General features: G+C 70.6%; 20 protein-coding genes. 11 read left to right on the top strand and 9 right to left on the bottom strand.

Annotated features, from left to right (window positions below):
* Window positions 1-87 precede the first annotated feature (87 nt).
* A complete protein-coding gene (locus ABD297_RS02525; protein WP_344252664.1) occupies window positions 88-474 on the top strand; it encodes a DUF805 domain-containing protein in 387 nt (128 codons plus the stop codon).
* Window positions 475-589: 115 nt separating this feature from the next.
* Here the strand turns inward: ABD297_RS02525 and ABD297_RS02520 are convergent, their stop codons facing one another.
* The 4 genes from ABD297_RS02520 to ABD297_RS02505 all read right to left on the bottom strand — a co-directional run bounded on the left by ABD297_RS02520 (window position 590) and on the right by ABD297_RS02505 (window position 5,444).
* Entirely contained in the window at window positions 590-937 is a 348-nt protein-coding gene (locus ABD297_RS02520) for a YciI family protein (protein WP_344252661.1), read from the bottom strand.
* Window positions 938-1,340: 403 nt separating this feature from the next.
* The gene (locus ABD297_RS02515; RefSeq protein ID WP_344252660.1) at window positions 1,341-1,940 is read right to left on the bottom strand and encodes an FHA domain-containing protein; all 600 of its coding nucleotides are present in this window, start codon (window positions 1,938-1,940) and stop codon (window positions 1,341-1,343) included.
* 106 nt (window positions 1,941-2,046) lie between these two features.
* On the bottom strand, window positions 2,047-3,363 hold the full coding sequence (locus ABD297_RS02510; RefSeq protein WP_344252659.1) for an ABC transporter substrate-binding protein: 1,317 nt from the start codon (window positions 3,361-3,363) through the stop codon (window positions 2,047-2,049).
* Window positions 3,270-5,444: a protein kinase domain-containing protein gene (locus tag ABD297_RS02505; protein WP_344252658.1), complete on the bottom strand. Its 2,175-nt coding sequence runs from the start codon at window positions 5,442-5,444 to the stop codon at window positions 3,270-3,272. The genes ABD297_RS02510 and ABD297_RS02505 overlap by 94 nt, the downstream gene beginning before the upstream one ends.
* A 293-nt stretch (window positions 5,445-5,737) precedes the next feature.
* Here ABD297_RS02505 and ABD297_RS02500 point away from each other — a divergent pair, with 293 nt between their 5' ends.
* Window positions 5,738-6,076, top strand: coding sequence for a hypothetical protein (locus ABD297_RS02500; RefSeq protein WP_344252656.1), 339 nt, complete (start codon window positions 5,738-5,740; stop codon window positions 6,074-6,076).
* 68 nt (window positions 6,077-6,144) lie between these two features.
* On the opposite strand, the gene ABD297_RS02495 is transcribed toward ABD297_RS02500, so the two are convergent.
* Window positions 6,145-7,158, bottom strand: coding sequence for an SDR family oxidoreductase (locus ABD297_RS02495; protein WP_344252654.1), 1,014 nt, complete (start codon window positions 7,156-7,158; stop codon window positions 6,145-6,147).
* Window positions 7,159-7,207: 49 nt separating this feature from the next.
* On the opposite strand from ABD297_RS02495, the gene ABD297_RS02490 reads away from it, so the two are divergent.
* The 5 genes from ABD297_RS02490 to ABD297_RS02470 all read left to right on the top strand — a co-directional run bounded on the left by ABD297_RS02490 (window position 7,208) and on the right by ABD297_RS02470 (window position 10,233).
* Window positions 7,208-7,777: a TetR/AcrR family transcriptional regulator gene (locus ABD297_RS02490; RefSeq protein WP_344252652.1), complete on the top strand. Its 570-nt coding sequence runs from the start codon at window positions 7,208-7,210 to the stop codon at window positions 7,775-7,777.
* A gap of 96 nt (window positions 7,778-7,873) precedes the next feature.
* Window positions 7,874-8,332, top strand: a complete 459-nt coding sequence (locus ABD297_RS02485) for a DUF4440 domain-containing protein (protein WP_344252649.1) — start codon at window positions 7,874-7,876, stop codon at window positions 8,330-8,332.
* Window positions 8,333-8,365: 33 nt separating this feature from the next.
* Window positions 8,366-9,031, top strand: a complete 666-nt coding sequence (locus tag ABD297_RS02480) for an alpha/beta fold hydrolase (protein WP_344252647.1) — start codon at window positions 8,366-8,368, stop codon at window positions 9,029-9,031.
* Window positions 9,028-9,372 (top strand): LuxR C-terminal-related transcriptional regulator, encoded by a 345-nt coding sequence (locus ABD297_RS02475; protein WP_344252645.1) that lies wholly within the window; start codon window positions 9,028-9,030, stop codon window positions 9,370-9,372. The genes ABD297_RS02480 and ABD297_RS02475 overlap by 4 nt, the downstream gene beginning before the upstream one ends.
* A gap of 81 nt (window positions 9,373-9,453) precedes the next feature.
* Complete coding sequence (locus tag ABD297_RS02470; RefSeq protein ID WP_344252644.1) at window positions 9,454-10,233, top strand: methyltransferase family protein; 780 nt, start codon at window positions 9,454-9,456, stop codon at window positions 10,231-10,233.
* A gap of 25 nt (window positions 10,234-10,258) precedes the next feature.
* On the opposite strand, the gene ABD297_RS02465 is transcribed toward ABD297_RS02470, so the two are convergent.
* Window positions 10,259-10,462, bottom strand: coding sequence for a hypothetical protein (locus tag ABD297_RS02465; protein ID WP_344252643.1), 204 nt, complete (start codon window positions 10,460-10,462; stop codon window positions 10,259-10,261).
* A gap of 41 nt (window positions 10,463-10,503) precedes the next feature.
* Window positions 10,504-10,710, bottom strand: coding sequence for a response regulator transcription factor (locus tag ABD297_RS23680; RefSeq protein ID WP_425581121.1), 207 nt, complete (start codon window positions 10,708-10,710; stop codon window positions 10,504-10,506).
* Here ABD297_RS23680 and ABD297_RS02455 point away from each other — a divergent pair.
* Together ABD297_RS02455 and ABD297_RS02450 are read left to right on the top strand one after the other, a co-directional pair.
* Entirely contained in the window at window positions 10,709-11,809 is a 1,101-nt protein-coding gene (locus ABD297_RS02455; protein ID WP_344252640.1) for a DNA glycosylase AlkZ-like family protein, read from the top strand. The genes ABD297_RS23680 and ABD297_RS02455 overlap by 2 nt on opposite strands.
* A 20-nt stretch (window positions 11,810-11,829) precedes the next feature.
* The gene (locus ABD297_RS02450) at window positions 11,830-12,414 is read left to right on the top strand and encodes a dihydrofolate reductase family protein (protein ID WP_344252638.1); all 585 of its coding nucleotides are present in this window, start codon (window positions 11,830-11,832) and stop codon (window positions 12,412-12,414) included.
* On the opposite strand, the gene ABD297_RS02445 is transcribed toward ABD297_RS02450, so the two are convergent.
* A complete protein-coding gene (locus ABD297_RS02445) occupies window positions 12,384-12,701 on the bottom strand; it encodes a hypothetical protein (protein WP_344252636.1) in 318 nt (105 codons plus the stop codon). The two genes, ABD297_RS02450 and ABD297_RS02445, sit on opposite strands and share 31 nt — an antisense overlap.
* Window positions 12,702-12,904: 203 nt before the next feature.
* On the opposite strand from ABD297_RS02445, the gene ABD297_RS02440 reads away from it, so the two are divergent.
* Together ABD297_RS02440 and ABD297_RS02435 are read left to right on the top strand one after the other, a co-directional pair.
* Window positions 12,905-13,573 (top strand): class I SAM-dependent DNA methyltransferase, encoded by a 669-nt coding sequence (locus ABD297_RS02440; RefSeq protein WP_344252634.1) that lies wholly within the window; start codon window positions 12,905-12,907, stop codon window positions 13,571-13,573.
* A 113-nt stretch (window positions 13,574-13,686) separates the two neighbouring features.
* On the top strand, window positions 13,687-13,968 hold the full coding sequence (locus ABD297_RS02435) for a DUF427 domain-containing protein (protein WP_344252632.1): 282 nt from the start codon (window positions 13,687-13,689) through the stop codon (window positions 13,966-13,968).
* 27 nt (window positions 13,969-13,995) lie between these two features.
* On the opposite strand, the gene ABD297_RS02430 is transcribed toward ABD297_RS02435, so the two are convergent.
* A complete protein-coding gene (locus tag ABD297_RS02430; RefSeq protein WP_344252630.1) occupies window positions 13,996-14,466 on the bottom strand; it encodes an iron chaperone in 471 nt (156 codons plus the stop codon).
* Window positions 14,467-14,592: the final 126 nt, after the last annotated feature.

Below are 14,592 nucleotides of genomic sequence, written 5' to 3'. Positions count from 1 at the left end.
CCCTGATCGGGTCTGACGACTGCTAGCCTCCGCTCGGCGCTCAGCAGGGCGCCACCCAAACGCTGTCACACCCAGGGGGTTGCCCGAATGTCATTCGGTGAAGCACTGAGCACTGTCTACACCCAGAAGTACGCCACGTTCAGCGGTCGCGCGCGCCGGTCCGAGTACTGGTGGGCCTACCTCGGCAACCTCATCGTCGCCATGGTCCTCAACGTCCTGGTGACGGTCACGCACTCGAGCGCCCTGCAGATCGTCCTCGTCATCTTCGCGCTCGCGGTCCTGATCCCGGGCCTGGCCGTCACGGTCCGCCGCCTGCACGACACCGGTCGCAGCGGCTGGTGGATCCTCATCGGCCTCGTGCCGTTCGTCGGCGCCATCGTCCTGCTCGTCTTCCTCGTGGGCGACAGCCAGGCCGGCCCCAACGCCTACGGCCCGCCGGTCAAGAACATCGACGCCTACCCGGTCACCGCCTGACCCACGCGTCGGCGGGCGCAGACCCGTCACCGAGCGCCGCCCCCGACCTGCCAGGTGCAGGTCGGGGGCGGCGTTTCGCTTGTGTATGCCGTGTGGCGCGCCAGCGAGCGGACGCTCAGTCCTCGGGCACCTCCGGGCCGTCCGAGATCTGGCGCAACGTGGAGATCACGGTGACCTCGGGCCAGTGCTCGGCGTGCAGCTCGGCGAACCGGCGCTGGTCCGCCACGGCCTCCTCGACGGTGTCGTACTTCAGGAGCGACCAGCCTCCGATGACCTCCTTGGCCTCGGCGTACGGTCCGTCGTGCTGGGTGACCTCGCCCCCGCTGACGACGAAGTTCACGGCGTCCTCCGTGCCGTACAGGCCTCCACCGTCGAGGAAGACGCCTGACGCGGCGCGCTCGCCGATGTAGACGTCCATCGCGTCGAAGAGCGCCTTGGGCGGCGTCCCGATTCCCTCTGCCATCTTCACGAACCCCATGAAACGCGGCATGTCGATCTCCCTACTGGTTGCTGGTGGTGTCCTTCGTACTCGTACGTCGACCGGCTGTGGCGCTCTTCGACACGCCCGTCGAAACTTCTTAGGCGGGCCTCCGAGGCGGCCAGGTGGTCGGCGGGGCTAGAGCGTTGAGCCGCCCAGCGCGGCCTGGCGGATGTCCCAGAGCCCTGACCAGCATCGTCGGGCTTCTGTTTGACGTTTCTCACGGCGAGAACGACGTGATCTCGAACATCGTGGTCGACGCTACTGACACCCGACTCCTGTTCTCGGACCAGAAGGAACGCGGCGGCCAGGTGCCTCTGGTCTCCCGGACCCCCACCGGCGCCTGGGCAAAGTCGACGGTGCCCAGAAGATGCGTCTTGCTTGGGCTTCAGGTGGCCGGGGGGCGAATGTCCGCAAGGCTGACGACGCCACGCCGGAGAGACTCGTTGGCCAGCCGCGCTCGCGTGCGCTCGGCCGGGAGCGCGAGAGCGAACTTGTCGTAGAGCTTCACCAGATGCTGCTTGACCGCGGCATCGGTGACATGGAGCACCGTCGCGATCTCGTGGGTCGTGGCGGGCTCGAAGAACACAGCATCCGGGAGCCTGCCTCGAAACAGTGCGAGGAGCACGTCCCGCTCGCGCCTCGTGAGGTCAGGAACACCGAGCGGCGTCGCCGTCCGGTCGATGGCCCGGGTGGACGACTCCGGGCGATACACCAGGCGTGAGCGACCGATGCGGATCTCGTCACCGCGATGGAGCGGTCTCTCGGACAGAACGCGCTCACCGTTGACGAAGGTGCCGTTGCGGGAGCTCAGGTCGCGCACACTCCACGACCCGGCGAGCGGTTCCAGCAACGCGTGAACTTCGGAGGCTTCCGGGTCGGCGAGGGTGATTTCGTTCTCCGCGCCCCGCCCGATGGTCATACGCCGGCCCTCGAGAAGCACCAAGCTCGCCCGGCCGAGCGACCAGAGCTCCAGCACGTCAGCCATGCTCCGCAGTCTAGGTCGAGATGGTTGGGGAGGCAGCCGGTCTGGCCCCACCTCCGACGGGGTGACTGACCTGTCGTGCGACGGCTCACCCCTCAGGTCAGGTGGCTCACACGATCCACATCTGGTCGAAGAGGACACCGAGGACGGGATGACGGAGGTAGTTGTTCACCCGACGGGACACGGTGTCGACGGAGGACGGGTTGACCAGCGGGATCCACGGTGACGCATACGTGACGCGCTCGTCCGCCCGGGCCCAGAGGTCGTTCGCGGCCTGCCGCGACGTCGACTCGAGCTGCCGGGCCCGCGCGATCAGCGCGTCGATGCTCGGGTCGCAGAACCCGGCCCAGTTCGTGTTCTGCGTCGGGCGGGTGGCGGAGAAGGAGTCGCAGGCGAACAGCGGAGCGATGAAGTCCGCTCCGTTCAGGTCGTCCGCACCCCAGACGACGAGGGCGGCCTGCACCTGGTGCCGGGAGTCGGCGACGTACCCGAAGAAGTCACCCCCGGGATCTCCGATCTTGAGGGTGACGCGGCGATACCCCAGGTCAGTCAGAGCGTTCGCGACCTGCCTCAGCGCGGGCGCCTTGTCGGGGGGTGACCAGAGGGTGATCGGCGCGTTCTTGGTGTGCGATGCGGCGACGAGCTTCTCGGCGCTCACGAAGTCCGGCGAGGCCCACGACCCTCCCTGGTTGGGTCGCAAGGTGAATGGGCAGTTGGGCCGGTAGCCAGGGAAATTGGGCGGGATGATCTGGCAGGTGAGCTTCGCGGAAGTGGGCCAGGCGGCGACGGCCGCAGCCCGGTCCACGGCGAAGTTCAGGGCACGGCGCACCCTCTGGTCGTCGAACGGCGGGATCCGGGTGTTGAGGAAGACCCCGATCGTTGCGTTGCCCGGCGTCTCGTGCAGCCGATCCCCGAATCTTGCGCTCAGCTCCGCCACCGGGGCGGCGACGCGGGCATCCGCCCAGTCGTCCCGTCCCGCTTCGACGTTCGCGACCCCGACCTTCGCCTCAGCGACCGAGATGGGCGATCCGCCGCGCGCGATCTCGTAGTCGATGGTGGTCGGGTACCCATCCGGTTGCGCCACCGCCGACCATTGCCGGAAGTACGGGTTCCTCATGAGGGTGATCGCCTTGCCGGGGAGGTAGGTGCCGATCCGGTAGGGTCCGGTCCCTGGCACGGGAACGACCTTCTGCTCAGCCAGGGGAGTACCTGCTGGTACGGCAGGGCACCAGGTGGCGACCTGGTCGAGGAATACGGCATTCGGCCGGACCAGGTGGACGGTGACGGTCCCTGCGGTCGGGTCGACCGCGATACCGCTGACGTGGCAGGTCTTCACCGTGCAGCCGCTGGCGCCCACGATCTCGTTCTGGATGAGGGAGAGGCCGGACACAATGGCCCGTTCGAACCCCCGTCGGACGTCGAACACGGTGAGCGGGACACCGTCCGACCATCGGTGCCGTCGCGCAGACGAAAGACATAGGTGCGCCCGTCATCGGTTGGGTTCGGGAGCGAGGTCGCGAGATCCGCGACGAGCTCGGACCCGTTCGCCCCTGCAGCGTGGCGGTAACCGATCAACCCGTCGTACGTTCCGGTGAGCAAACCGGACATCTGCTTGGTGCCGCTGTAGGAGGGGTCGACCGTGTCGGGGCGTACGCCGTGCATCACGAGGCGGCCACCCCGGTGACGAGCCGGATCGATGGTCCCGGTCACCCACACCACGTCGCCGCCGTCCGATGACGTGAGACCGGCGGGGATGACGCCGAGTGGGACCGAGCGGATGAGTCGTGGTGTGGACGCCCGGATGTCGACCTCGTACAACCTCTCGCTGGTCGTCGAGCCGATCCAGAGCATCCCACCCGCCTCGACCATCGCAGCCGGCTGGGATCCCGCTCCGAGAGTCAGAGTGGCCGTGACCGACGTGGCCGGTGGCGCGATCCGGACGACGGTGCCGTCCAGGTTGTTCGTCACCCACACGTCGTTACCGACCACGTGAATGCCCTCGGGGTCGCGACCGACCGGGACGGTGCGCAGTACGTGACCGCTTCGCGGATCGATCTCGGACACGGTGTTCGACCTGGCGTTGGCCACCCAGATGTCCTTGCCGCCGCTGATCGCCCCGGGGCCGGACCCGACCCCGACGGTCTGGACCACCTTGTTCTGGGCTGGATCGATCCGCATCACCGTCGCGTCGGCGGTGTTCGTGACCCACACCGCCCCGTCGGCAAAGGCCACGCCGCTGGGGTAGGAGCCGACCGTGATGCTGCGCGTCCGTTCTGTGACAGGGTCGATGCGAGTCACCGTTCCCGAACCGCCGTTGGTGACCCACACCGAGCCGTCGCCGGTCGTGATGGCGGACGGTGCCGAGTCGACGACGATTCGCCTGACCACGCCAGTGGCGTGATCGATCCGAGAGACCGTGCCCGAGGTGGTGTTGGCCGTCCAGATCGCGCCGAACCCTTCGACGACAGCTGCCGGCCCGGCGTCCACGGGCGTGCTGCTGGTCAACGAGCCGGTCGCAGGGTCGAGCACGCCGACCGAGTTCTCACCGACCGCGCTGATCGTGGCACTGGCGTCATCACCGCCGGAAACGGCCGCCAGCACCGAGGAGACGGCCAAGAGGCTCACGGTCACCAGGGATGCCACTACTCCACGCGACCGACGAGGACGAAGCAGCACCGCCCAGGGGCGACGCAACGCGGGACGCCGCGTACCTGCAGTTTCATCGAGAGCCGACCTGGCCGCCACGGCCAGGTCCGTGGCGCGCCGGTACCGCCGTTCCGGATCCTTGGCCATCCCCCGCTCGATCACCCTGTCGAACATGGCCAGTGCCGACACGCTCGCCGACGGTCTGGGCGGCGGCGCCTCGAGATGCGCGTACAGCAGGTCCGGCAGTGTTGAACTCTCGAACGGACGACGTCCTGTCAGGCATTCGTACAACAGGCAGGCCAGCGCGTAGACATCCCCCGACGCCGCCGGCCGTGCGCCGCGGAACCGCTCGGGCGCCATGTAGGCCAGCGTCCCCACGGGTCGATCCTCACGGGTGACCGTCGGGGCATCGACCGCCCGGGCGATGCCGAAGTCGACCAGGTAGGCGAAGTCCGCGCCTCCTGAACCGTGGGAGATGAGGACGTTGGAGGGCTTGACGTCGCGGTGCACGAGGCCCTCGTCGTGAGCCGCTTCCAACGCACCAGCCACCTGCTCGACGATGTCCACCGCCCGTCGTGCAGGAAGCGCCCCGGCCTCGAGCACCGCGGAGAGGTCCGAGCCGTCGACGAGCCGCATGTCGAGGTACAGACGACCGTCGATCTCACCGAACCCGTGGACAGGGATGACGTGGGGGTGTCTGAGCCGCGCGACGATCTGAGCCTCGAGCCGGAACCGGGCCGCCAGGTCCTCATCCTCGCTGACCTCGCGCGACAGGAGCTTGAGGGCGACGTAGCGGTCGTGCCGACCGTCAAAGGCGTTGTGGACCTCGCCCATGCCTCCGCGGCCGATCAGCCAGTTCAACGTGTACGGACCGAACTGCGTCGTCGGAATGGGGATCAGCCTCCCCTGTCGGAGTGAGGCCCCCTGTCGAACGACCGTGCCGCTCGCAACCCACACATGGCCTGGTATCGACCTGTCCTCGGGTGAAGAAACCCTTCCCCGATGTGAGGTCAGTCTAGCCGCTGGGGCATAACGCATCGAGGCGATTGAAGCCACTCTCGAAGGAGTACTCCATCAGGGGTGCAACACACCTGCTGAGCATCCTGCACAGCGAGCCGGGCTCGACCCGACACAAGGAGATCGAGGCGAAGAACATGAGAAACATTCTGAGTCGGGGCGCCGCCGCTGTCGGCGTCGCCACCATCGGCGCCATCCTCCTGGCGGGCCCCACGCTGGCACAGACGCCCCCTGGCGACGGAGGGGCCAGCGTCAGCATCTCCGACCGAGGTGCGCGGGTTCGCGCCGACCTGGCTGACCTGGCCGCCAACCAGGCCGCGGGATCGTTGCCCGGTCTCCAGTCGGAGACGCCGAGCACCGGGACAAGCCCGGACCTCACCATCATCGGCGGTGGGGCTGCAGGCCTGGTGGTCGTGGCTGCAGCCGGGGTCACCATCGCCCGGCGCCACACCGCGACGACCGCCCGCACCGCATGATCCCAGCGCGAGATCCCGCACACCCGCCGACGCTCTTCCAGCAGGCGGCCTGTGCCACATCGCCGAGGTCAGCGATGGGGTGCCCAGTCGGCCTCTGACGAACGGGTGTAGCGACCGGCGTCGAGGTCCTCGAGGAGCGTCGGACCGGTCGGCTGCCAGTCGAGCAGGTCGCGCGTGGCCTGGCTCGACACGGGCGAGTCCACGCCGATGAACCCGCCCAGCCAGCCGAAGTGGGCCGGCGCGTCGGCCGGGTCGATCGACCTGACCGGCATGTCGAGCCGGCGTCCGATGGACTCGGCGACGTCACGCAGGGCCACGCCCTCCTCGGCGACGCCGTGCAGCGTCGAGCCGGCCGGCGCCTGCTCGAGGGCGAGGCGGTAGAGCCGGGCGGCGTCGGACCGGTGCACCGCGGGCCACCGGTTCGAGCCGTCGCCGACATAGGCCGAGACCCCCTTCTCCTTGGCCACCGCGACGATGGCGGCCATGAATCCCTCGTCACCCGCGCCGTGCACCGTCGGCGCCAGCCGGACGGTGCCGGCGCGGACGCCCCGCGCGGCGAAGGAGAGGGCGAGCTCGGCGTTGAGCGCCCGAACTGCCGGGCCGACGGCGCTGGGGTCGACGTCGTGCCCGTCCGCCTCCGTCGCGACCAGGCCCGGGGCCGTCAGTCCCAGCACGCCGGACGCGATGAAGAACGGCCTGCCCGACCCCTCGAGGGCCGAGCCGAGGGCCTCGATGGCCTCCCGGTCCGAGGTCGCCGCGCCGGCGAAGTCGCCCGAGAAGGCGATGTCGTGCCTGAAGGCGAGGTGGACGACGCCGTCCGACGCCGCTGCCGTCTCGCGCAGGACGTCGAGGTCGTCGATGCTGCCGCGCACGACCTCCGCCCCCGCGTGCTCGAGCGCCGCGACCGACGCGTCGGAGCGGGCGAGACCGACGACCTGGTGGCCGTGGCCGAGCAGCTCGGGGACGACGGCCGACCCGATCCAGCCTGATGCTCCGGTGACGAAGACGCGCATGGTGACCCTCCTGATCCCGACCGACGCGACGCTGCCGGATGCAGCGACGGTGATGTCAGTCTGTGACATCAGCACGATAGCCCTGATGTCAGGATCTGTCATCGCTAGGATTCAGGCCATGGGTCGATGGGAGCCGGACGCGCATGGTCGTCTCATGGCGGCGGCGATCGAGCTGTCGCTCGAGCACGGCTTCGAGCAGACCACCGTCGCCGACATCGCGGCGCGCGCCGGGCTCACCGAGCGCACCTTCTACCGGCACTACGCCGACAAGCGCGAGGTGCTCTTCTCCGGGTCGATCGACCTGCACGCCCTTCTGGCCGAGTCCATTGCGGCACAAGCCGACTCGGCTCCCCCGATCGAGGCCGTCGCTGCCGCCCTCGACACCGTGAGCGGCCTGATGCAGCAGAACCGCGAGGGCTCCCGGCTGCGACAGCGCGTCATCGACGCCAACCCCATGCTGCGCGAGCGCGAGCTCATCAAGCTCGCCTCCCTGGGCGCCGCCATGGCCGAGGCCCTACGGGCTCGCGGCGTCACCGACCCCACCGCGAGCCTCACCGCCGAGGCCGGCATCGCCGCCTTCAAGGTCGGCTTCGAGACGTGGATCAACGACAGCACCGACGCCCACGACCTGCAGCACCACGTGAGCGAGTGCTTCGCTCAGCTCCGGGCCGTGACTGCCGGACACTGAACGCCCTTCAGCCGGCACAACAGGGCCACGCCGTCCGCGAGAGCCGGGCACCCGGCATACGCCATCGGTGGGCATCGCCCGGCTAGCGTGTGGGCCGTGACGACCGCACCCCTGACCAGCGACGACACGAGCGACCGGACGGCCGTCCAGGCCGTGGTCGACGCGTTCTTCTCCGCGTTCGTCTCCGGGCCCGACTGCTCGGAGCGGATGGACCGGCTGCGCGGGCTGCTGCTCCCCGAGGCCGTCGTCGTGCGGACCTGCGGTCTGGAGCCGGCGGTCATGACGGTCGAGGAGTTCATCGCGCCGCGCGAGGCGCTGCTGACCGGCGGCTCGCTCACGGACTTCCACGAGTGGGCGCTCGAGGGGCGCATCGACGTCTTCGGCGACATCGCGCACTGGTTCGGCAGCTACGCCAAGGCGGGCACACAGACCGGCGAGAAGTTCACCGGGCGCGGCATGAAGACGATCCAGCTCGTCCGCACCGCGCAGGGTTGGCGCGTCAGCGCAGCCGCATGGGACGACGAGCGCGAGGGCCTCGAGCTGCCGCACGCCTGACCCACACTGTGGCATTGCGGTTCACTGGGCATCGTGGCTGCGCAGCGCCTGGGGACCGCTCCCCTGCCGGACGGGGGACGGGTGGCGTATGCCGTGACGGGCCGTGGTCCGTTCCTCGTGGTCGCCCCGGGGTGGCTGAGTCACCTCGAGATGGGCTGGGCCATCCCCGTCGAGCGGATGTTCCACGAGGCGCTGTCGTCCGGGCGCACCCTCGTGCGCTACGACCGGCCCGGCTGCGGGCTGTCGGACCCCTACGACGGCCCGCGCACGATGGAGCTCGAGATGGCGACGATCGCTACCGTGACCGAGGCGGTCGGCGCGGACCGCTTCGACCTGTTCGGCTGGTCGCTCGGCGCAGCGGCCGCCGTCCGGTGGACCGCCGAGCGACCGGACACCGTCTCGCGACTCGTGCTCTACGGCGGCTGGCCCGCCGGCGAGTCCATCGGTGACGCCGACAGCCGGCGGCACGTGCTCGGCCTGCTCGCGACGCACTGGGGGCTGGGGTCCGACCTGCTCACCGAGCTCTTCGCCCCCGACGCGGATGCCGGCACGCGGCGGACCCTCGCCACGCCTCCTCGGGCGGGACGGCCGTCGCCCTGCTTCAGCTCGCGTACGCCCTCGACGTGCGCCCGCTCCTCGGTCAGGTCCGCGCGCCGACCCTGGTGCTGCACCGGCGCGGCGACCGGGCAGCACCCTTGACCGGGGGCGTCGCCCTCGCACAGTCCATCCCGGACGCGGATCTCGTTGAGCTCGAGGGTCGCTCACACCTCCCGGCCCTCGGTGACGCGCAGGCGGTGGTCGACGAGGTGCGGCGCTTCCTCGGGCTGCCGACATTGCGCCGTGCCGTGCCGACGGGTCTCACAGCACGCCAGACCGAGATCGCGGCGCTCGTCGCCGACGGCCTGACGAACCGCCAGATCGCCGAGCGGCTCGGCATCTCAGAGCGATCCGCGGAATCACACCTCGAGCGGATCCGGCTGCGCCTCGGGTTCAGCTCTCGGTCGCAGGTGGCCGCCTGGTACGTCGCGCGCACCGGGTAGACCTGCCCGACCGACGCAGTCCCCGGGAAGTGGGGTAGTTCCACGCCTGCGTCTCCCGCCGCGTCCGGCCAGCCTGAAGTCATGTCACGACGCATCGCCTTGCTCGCCGTCTCCGCCGCCGCCTGGTGCGGCTTCGTCGCCGTCATCGTGTGGACGATGGCCTTCCTCGCCGGGGTGTGGCTCCCCCGGACCGTCGACGGCCCGGCCCGGATCCCGACCGGTTGGGCGGTCGCGGTCGACCTCGCGCTCCTGCTGCTCTTCGCCGTCCAGCACTCCGTCATGGCCCGTCGCCCCGCGAAGGCGTGGTTGCGCCGGCACGTCCCCGCCGAGCTCGAGCGCACCACCTACGTGCTGGCCACCGACATCGTCCTCGCGCTGCTGCTCGCCCTCTGGCAACCCTGGGACCAGGCGGTCTGGCACGTCGACGGCGTGGCGGCATACGGCCTCTGGGCGCTGAGCGCGGCGGGCTGGGCCCTCGCGATCGCCGCGACCTACGCCGTCGACCACCTCGAGCTGTTCGGCCTGCGCCAGGCCGGTTGGGGCGCCCGCCCCCGGCCCGACGCCGGCGCGCCCGGGGCGCTGCAGGTCGGCGGTCTCCACGCGATCGTGCGCCACCCGCTGATGACCGGGATGGTGCTCGCGTTCTGGGCCACGCCTCGGATGAGCGCGCCGCACCTGCTCTTCGCCGTCGCCGCGACCGGCTACATCGCCGGGGGGACCACCTTCGAGGAGCGCGACCTGCGCCGGACTTTCGGGGACGCCTACGTGGCGTATGCCGCCCGCGTCCCCGCGTTCGTGCCCGGCCTCCGCGTGGGGCGGGGTGGGATGGCGGTCGCGCCGTCACGCCGGGGCCAAGCCTGACCAGCCGCTCGGCAAGCGGCCGGTGTCACTCCCCCCGGATGCGGTCCGGCTTGAGCACGACCAGGGCCGCCGCGACGACGAGTCCGGCGACGATGCCGACCACGAGGCCGCGACCGACGTCCTTCGTCAACGCGCCACCCATGAGCCCGACGAGCGCGCCGATCGACGCACACCCGGTGAACGTCGCGATGACCTTGGCCCAGAAGGGCGCCTGCACCTCACCAGCCATGCCGCCACAGTAGTGGCGTGCCGGTGCCGACCGGACGGGTCTCAGCCGCGGGAGCGGTGGCGCACCCAGAGAGCCAGCTCGGTCCGCGTGCTGAAGCCGAGCTTGGCCAGGGCGCTGCGCACGTGGGATTCGACCGTGCGCACCGACACGAAGAGACTGTGGGCGATCTGTTTGGTTGGTGCACGCGTCGGCGACGGCCGGCGCTGCGGCCGCCACGTGTCGGCGGTGGTGGCTAGGGTCGGCGGCATGGTGGCCCACCAGCTCACGGTCGAGCACGCGCGTCGCATCGCCGTGCACGCGCAGCTGCTCGACCGGCCGCGCCCGACCGACCTCGTCGCCACCGTCGAGCGGCTGACCATCCTGCAGATCGACCCGACCGCGGCCATCGCCCCCAACGCCGACCTCGTGCTCTGGAGCCGGCTCGGCCGCACCTACGACCCCGCCGACCTGACCAGGGCCGTGGAGCACGACCGCAGCCTCGTCGAGACCGTCGCCTACGTCCGCAGCCCCGTGGACGTGCCGGCCGTCATCGCCGAGGTGCGTGAGACCGAGCCCTACCCGTTCATGGCCGACTGGCTCGAGGCCAACGACTCGTTCCGGCGCGACATCCTCGCCCGGCTCGAGTCCGACGGGCCGCTCCTCTCGCGCGACATCCCCGACACGAGCGTCGTCCCGTGGCCCTCGACGGGCTGGACCAACAACCGCAACATCACCAAGATGCTCGAGGCCCTCGCCCTGCGCGGCGAGGTCGCGATCGCCGGGCGCAAGGGCCGCCAGCGCTACTTCGACCTCCCCGAGCGCGTCTATCCACCCGACCTGCCGCGCCTCACGCTCGAGCAGGCCGTCGCGCACCGCAACGAGCGCCGCCTTGCCGCCCTCGGCATCGCCCGCTCGAGCGGCACCGTCATGCCGGGCGAGGGTCCCTTCGTCGGCGAGGCGGGTGAGCCCGCCGAGGTCGCAGGGATGCCGGGCACGTGGCGCGTCCACCCGGCATACCTCGACGTCGTCGACGACTTCCGTGGGCGCACGGCCCTGCTCAGCCCGTTCGACCGGCTCATCCACGACCGGGCTCGCGCCGAGCAGCTCTGGGGGTTCGAGTACATCCTCGAGATGTACAAGCCCAAGCAGCAACGCCGCTGGGGCTACTTCGCGCTGCCGATCCTGCACCACGACCGGCTCGTCGGGAAGCTCGACGCACAGGCCGACCGCAAGGCCGGCACCCTCGTCGTCAACGCGATCCACGAGGACGTCCGCTTCACCAAGGCCATCACCACGGCTGTCCACCGCGAGATCCGTGACCTCGCCGCGTGGCTGGGCCTCGAGCCCAGCGGCCCCGCCGCGCCCTAGACCGACCACCAGGAGACCCAATGCGCAAGATCGTCGTCTACACCATCACCTCGCTCGACGGCTCCGTCGACGACCCGACGCGATGCTTCCCGCCCGACGTCGACCCCGAGCGTCCCCACCCGCCGACCTTCGACGACGGCCTCATCGAGCGCGAGGCCGCGCTCATCGAGCAGCAGGACGCCGTGCTGCTCGGCCGTCACATGTACGACGAGTGGTCGCGCTACTGGCCCACCTCCGACGAGCAGCCCTTCGCCGACTTCATCAACGGCGTCAAGAAGTACGTCGTGACCTCCTCCCCGCTCACCACCGAGTGGGGCGACGCCGAGGCCGTCACGGGTTCCCTGGCCGACATCGTCCGCGACCTGAAGGCGCTGCCCGGCAACGACATCGGCGTCCACGGCAGCATCGAGCTCGCGCAGTCACTCCTCGCCGAGGGGCTCGTGGACGAGCTGCACCTGGCCGTGGCGCCCGTCGTCGACCCGGAGGGTCGGCGCCTCTTCGAGCGGGCCACCGGCCTCCAGCGCCTCAACCTCGTCAGCGCGACGCCGACGCCGACCGGCGCCCTCTGGCTCGTCTACCGACCCGCCGGCGCCGAGTCCCGCTGACCCAGCGTGCGGTTGACGCGGTAGCCGCGCACGGCCCGCTTGGACTGCGCCGACAGGACCGACCCGTCGCTCTGGTGCGAGAGCACCGACAGCCTCGACATGTTCGACAGCAGCGAGGCGGCGCTCATCGACGACCCGATCGACAGGAACGACGCGAACGAGCCCACGCTGCCGATCGACAGCACCGACCCGACGCTCCCGATCGAGAGCACCGACCCCGTCGACCCGATCGACAGGAACGAGTCCCGCGACGCGATCGACCACTTCCCCCTGCGTGACCTCGGCATGCGGCCCAGCCTAGGCACGGCATGCCGCCGGCCATGCCGAAACGCCCCCCGACCAGACCTCCCCTCGGTCCGCGGCTATCGCGCGGCGCGACCGCGGGACGGAGGAGGGGACGTAGCCTTGGCGACCCGCACGCGGGCCGGGCGTATGCCGTGTCGTCCCGTCTTCTCGCGCGCGCCGTCCCGCTCGACCCTCAGGAGCCCGCATGACCGTGCCGCCCGTTGACGGCCCGACCGAGCCGCCGCACGTCACCGAGACGCGGACGGCCTACGACACCGTGGCCGTCGACTACGCGAGGCTGCTCGAGGGCGAGCTCGCGCGCAGCCCGCTCGACCGGGCGCTGCTCGGGCACTTCGCCGAGCTCGTCGAGCTCGAGGGAGGCGGACCCGTCGTGGACGTCGGCTGCGGCCCGGGGCGCATCACCGGCCACCTCGCGGCCCTCGGTCTCGACGTCAGCGGCATCGACCTGTCGCCGGGCATGGTGGCGGAGGCGCGTCGCCGCCACCCCGACATCGACTTCAGCACCGGGAGTCTTGCCGCGCTCGACCTCCCCGACGCGTCCGTCACCGGCGTCGTCGCGTGGTACTCGATCATCCACACCCCGCCGGCGTCGCTCCCGCAGGTCTTCGCCGAGCTGCACCGGGTCATGCGCCCGAACGGCCTGCTGCTGCCGGCTTTTCAGGCCGGGGGCTTCTCCGTGCGGCACGAGCAGGCCTACGGCCACACGGTGACGTTCGAGGCGCACCGGCACGACCCCGACCACGTGGCGGGCCTGCTCGCGCAGGGCGGGTTCCGGGTCACCGTCCGCACCGAGCGCGCCGCCCAGGACTACGAGAAGACGCCCCAGGCCTTCCTCCTCGCGCGACGCGGGTGACGCCGGGGCACCGGGCCCGGCATCTTGTCCAACGTTCGGAAGGAATCGAACGAGTCGGCCGTTGTCGACTCAGACGTCCCCGACCGGGGAACCGACCGAAGAAGGAGCTGAGCGTGCGCGCGATCTGGAACGGCAAGGTCATCGCCGAGAGTGACGACACCGTGGTCGTCGAGGGCAACCACTACTTCCCGCGTGAGTCCGTCGACGAGAGCGTGCTGCTCGACAGCAGCACGCAGACGACGTGCCCGTGGAAGGGCCAGGCGTCCTACTTCTCCCTCGCCGTCGACGGTGAGACCAACCGCGACGCCGCGTGGTACTACCCGACGCCGAAGAGCGCTGCCGCGCAGATCCAGGACCGCGTCGCCTTCTGGCGCGGCGTCACCGTCACCGACTGAGGACCGGCGCCCGCGGCCGCGGCGCCGTCAGGCGGTGTGGCGGGCCGCGAGCGCGCGGGCGATCCGTTCGACGAGGTCGTACGGCACCCCGTCGGCGTAGAAGAACTGCACGGTGTCCTTCGTCGCCCGGTGAGGTGCGACCTCGGCCTCGAGGTCCGGGTCGAGCGCCCCGACGGGGTAGAGCCCGACGTGCTTCTTCCATCCCGCGAAGTGGATGCCGTAGCGGTCGGCGAACATCACGGCCGGCATGCCGTAGCGGATCTTCTCCTCACCGCCGGGCACGCCTCGCAACAGTGCCGCTCGCACCTGCTCGAGCACCTCACGCTGCTCTGCAGGAAAACCGTGGAGGTATGCCGGCACGGACGTCGGAGCCGCCGTGGCCTTCGTGGCGGCCTTCGTCGCGGCCTTGCTCGTGGACGTGGTCGTCGCCTTCGTCGTGGCCTTGCTCGCCGCCCTTGTCGTGCTTGGTGTTGCCGGTGGCGTGTCCGTGTCGCCCATGGGTCCCCTCACCGTCCCCTCACGTCCGGTCGTGGCCTCGTGACCGTGGCTCTGTTCTGCGGCCTTGTCTCGCCTGCCACTTCTCGGTCGGCCCGACCTCATCAGTGTGACCGACGACGTGCCGCT

Origin of the sequence: Terrabacter carboxydivorans, from assembly GCF_039532035.1 — a bacterium.
Classification (GTDB): Bacteria; Actinomycetota; Actinomycetes; order Actinomycetales; family Dermatophilaceae; genus Terrabacter; species Terrabacter carboxydivorans.
The sequence above is the reverse complement of the archived record's forward strand: the minus strand, read 5'-3'. Positions and strand labels throughout refer to the sequence as shown.

What these genes read in the sequence shown, in the direction of transcription:
- ABD297_RS02525 (WP_344252664.1), top strand. Translation starts at nt 88, where the DNA reads ATGTCATTCGGTGAAGCACTGAGCACTGTCTACACCCAGAAGTACGCC.
- ABD297_RS02520 (WP_344252661.1), bottom strand. Translation starts at nt 937, where the DNA reads ATGGCAGAGGGAATCGGGACGCCGCCCAAGGCGCTCTTCGACGCGATG.
- ABD297_RS02515 (WP_344252660.1), bottom strand. Translation starts at nt 1,940, where the DNA reads ATGGCTGACGTGCTGGAGCTCTGGTCGCTCGGCCGGGCGAGCTTGGTG.
- ABD297_RS02500 (WP_344252656.1), top strand. Translation starts at nt 5,738, where the DNA reads ATGAGAAACATTCTGAGTCGGGGCGCCGCCGCTGTCGGCGTCGCCACC.
- ABD297_RS02495 (WP_344252654.1), bottom strand. Translation starts at nt 7,158, where the DNA reads ATGTCACAGACTGACATCACCGTCGCTGCATCCGGCAGCGTCGCGTCG.
- ABD297_RS02490 (WP_344252652.1), top strand. Translation starts at nt 7,208, where the DNA reads ATGGGTCGATGGGAGCCGGACGCGCATGGTCGTCTCATGGCGGCGGCG.
- ABD297_RS02470 (WP_344252644.1), top strand. Translation starts at nt 9,454, where the DNA reads ATGTCACGACGCATCGCCTTGCTCGCCGTCTCCGCCGCCGCCTGGTGC.
- ABD297_RS02465 (WP_344252643.1), bottom strand. Translation starts at nt 10,462, where the DNA reads ATGGCTGGTGAGGTGCAGGCGCCCTTCTGGGCCAAGGTCATCGCGACG.
- ABD297_RS02455 (WP_344252640.1), top strand. Translation starts at nt 10,709, where the DNA reads ATGGTGGCCCACCAGCTCACGGTCGAGCACGCGCGTCGCATCGCCGTG.
- ABD297_RS23680 (WP_425581121.1), bottom strand. Translation starts at nt 10,710, where the DNA reads ATGCCGCCGACCCTAGCCACCACCGCCGACACGTGGCGGCCGCAGCGC.
- ABD297_RS02450 (WP_344252638.1), top strand. Translation starts at nt 11,830, where the DNA reads ATGCGCAAGATCGTCGTCTACACCATCACCTCGCTCGACGGCTCCGTC.
- ABD297_RS02445 (WP_344252636.1), bottom strand. Translation starts at nt 12,701, where the DNA reads ATGCCGAGGTCACGCAGGGGGAAGTGGTCGATCGCGTCGCGGGACTCG.
- ABD297_RS02440 (WP_344252634.1), top strand. Translation starts at nt 12,905, where the DNA reads ATGACCGTGCCGCCCGTTGACGGCCCGACCGAGCCGCCGCACGTCACC.
- ABD297_RS02430 (WP_344252630.1), bottom strand. Translation starts at nt 14,466, where the DNA reads ATGGGCGACACGGACACGCCACCGGCAACACCAAGCACGACAAGGGCG.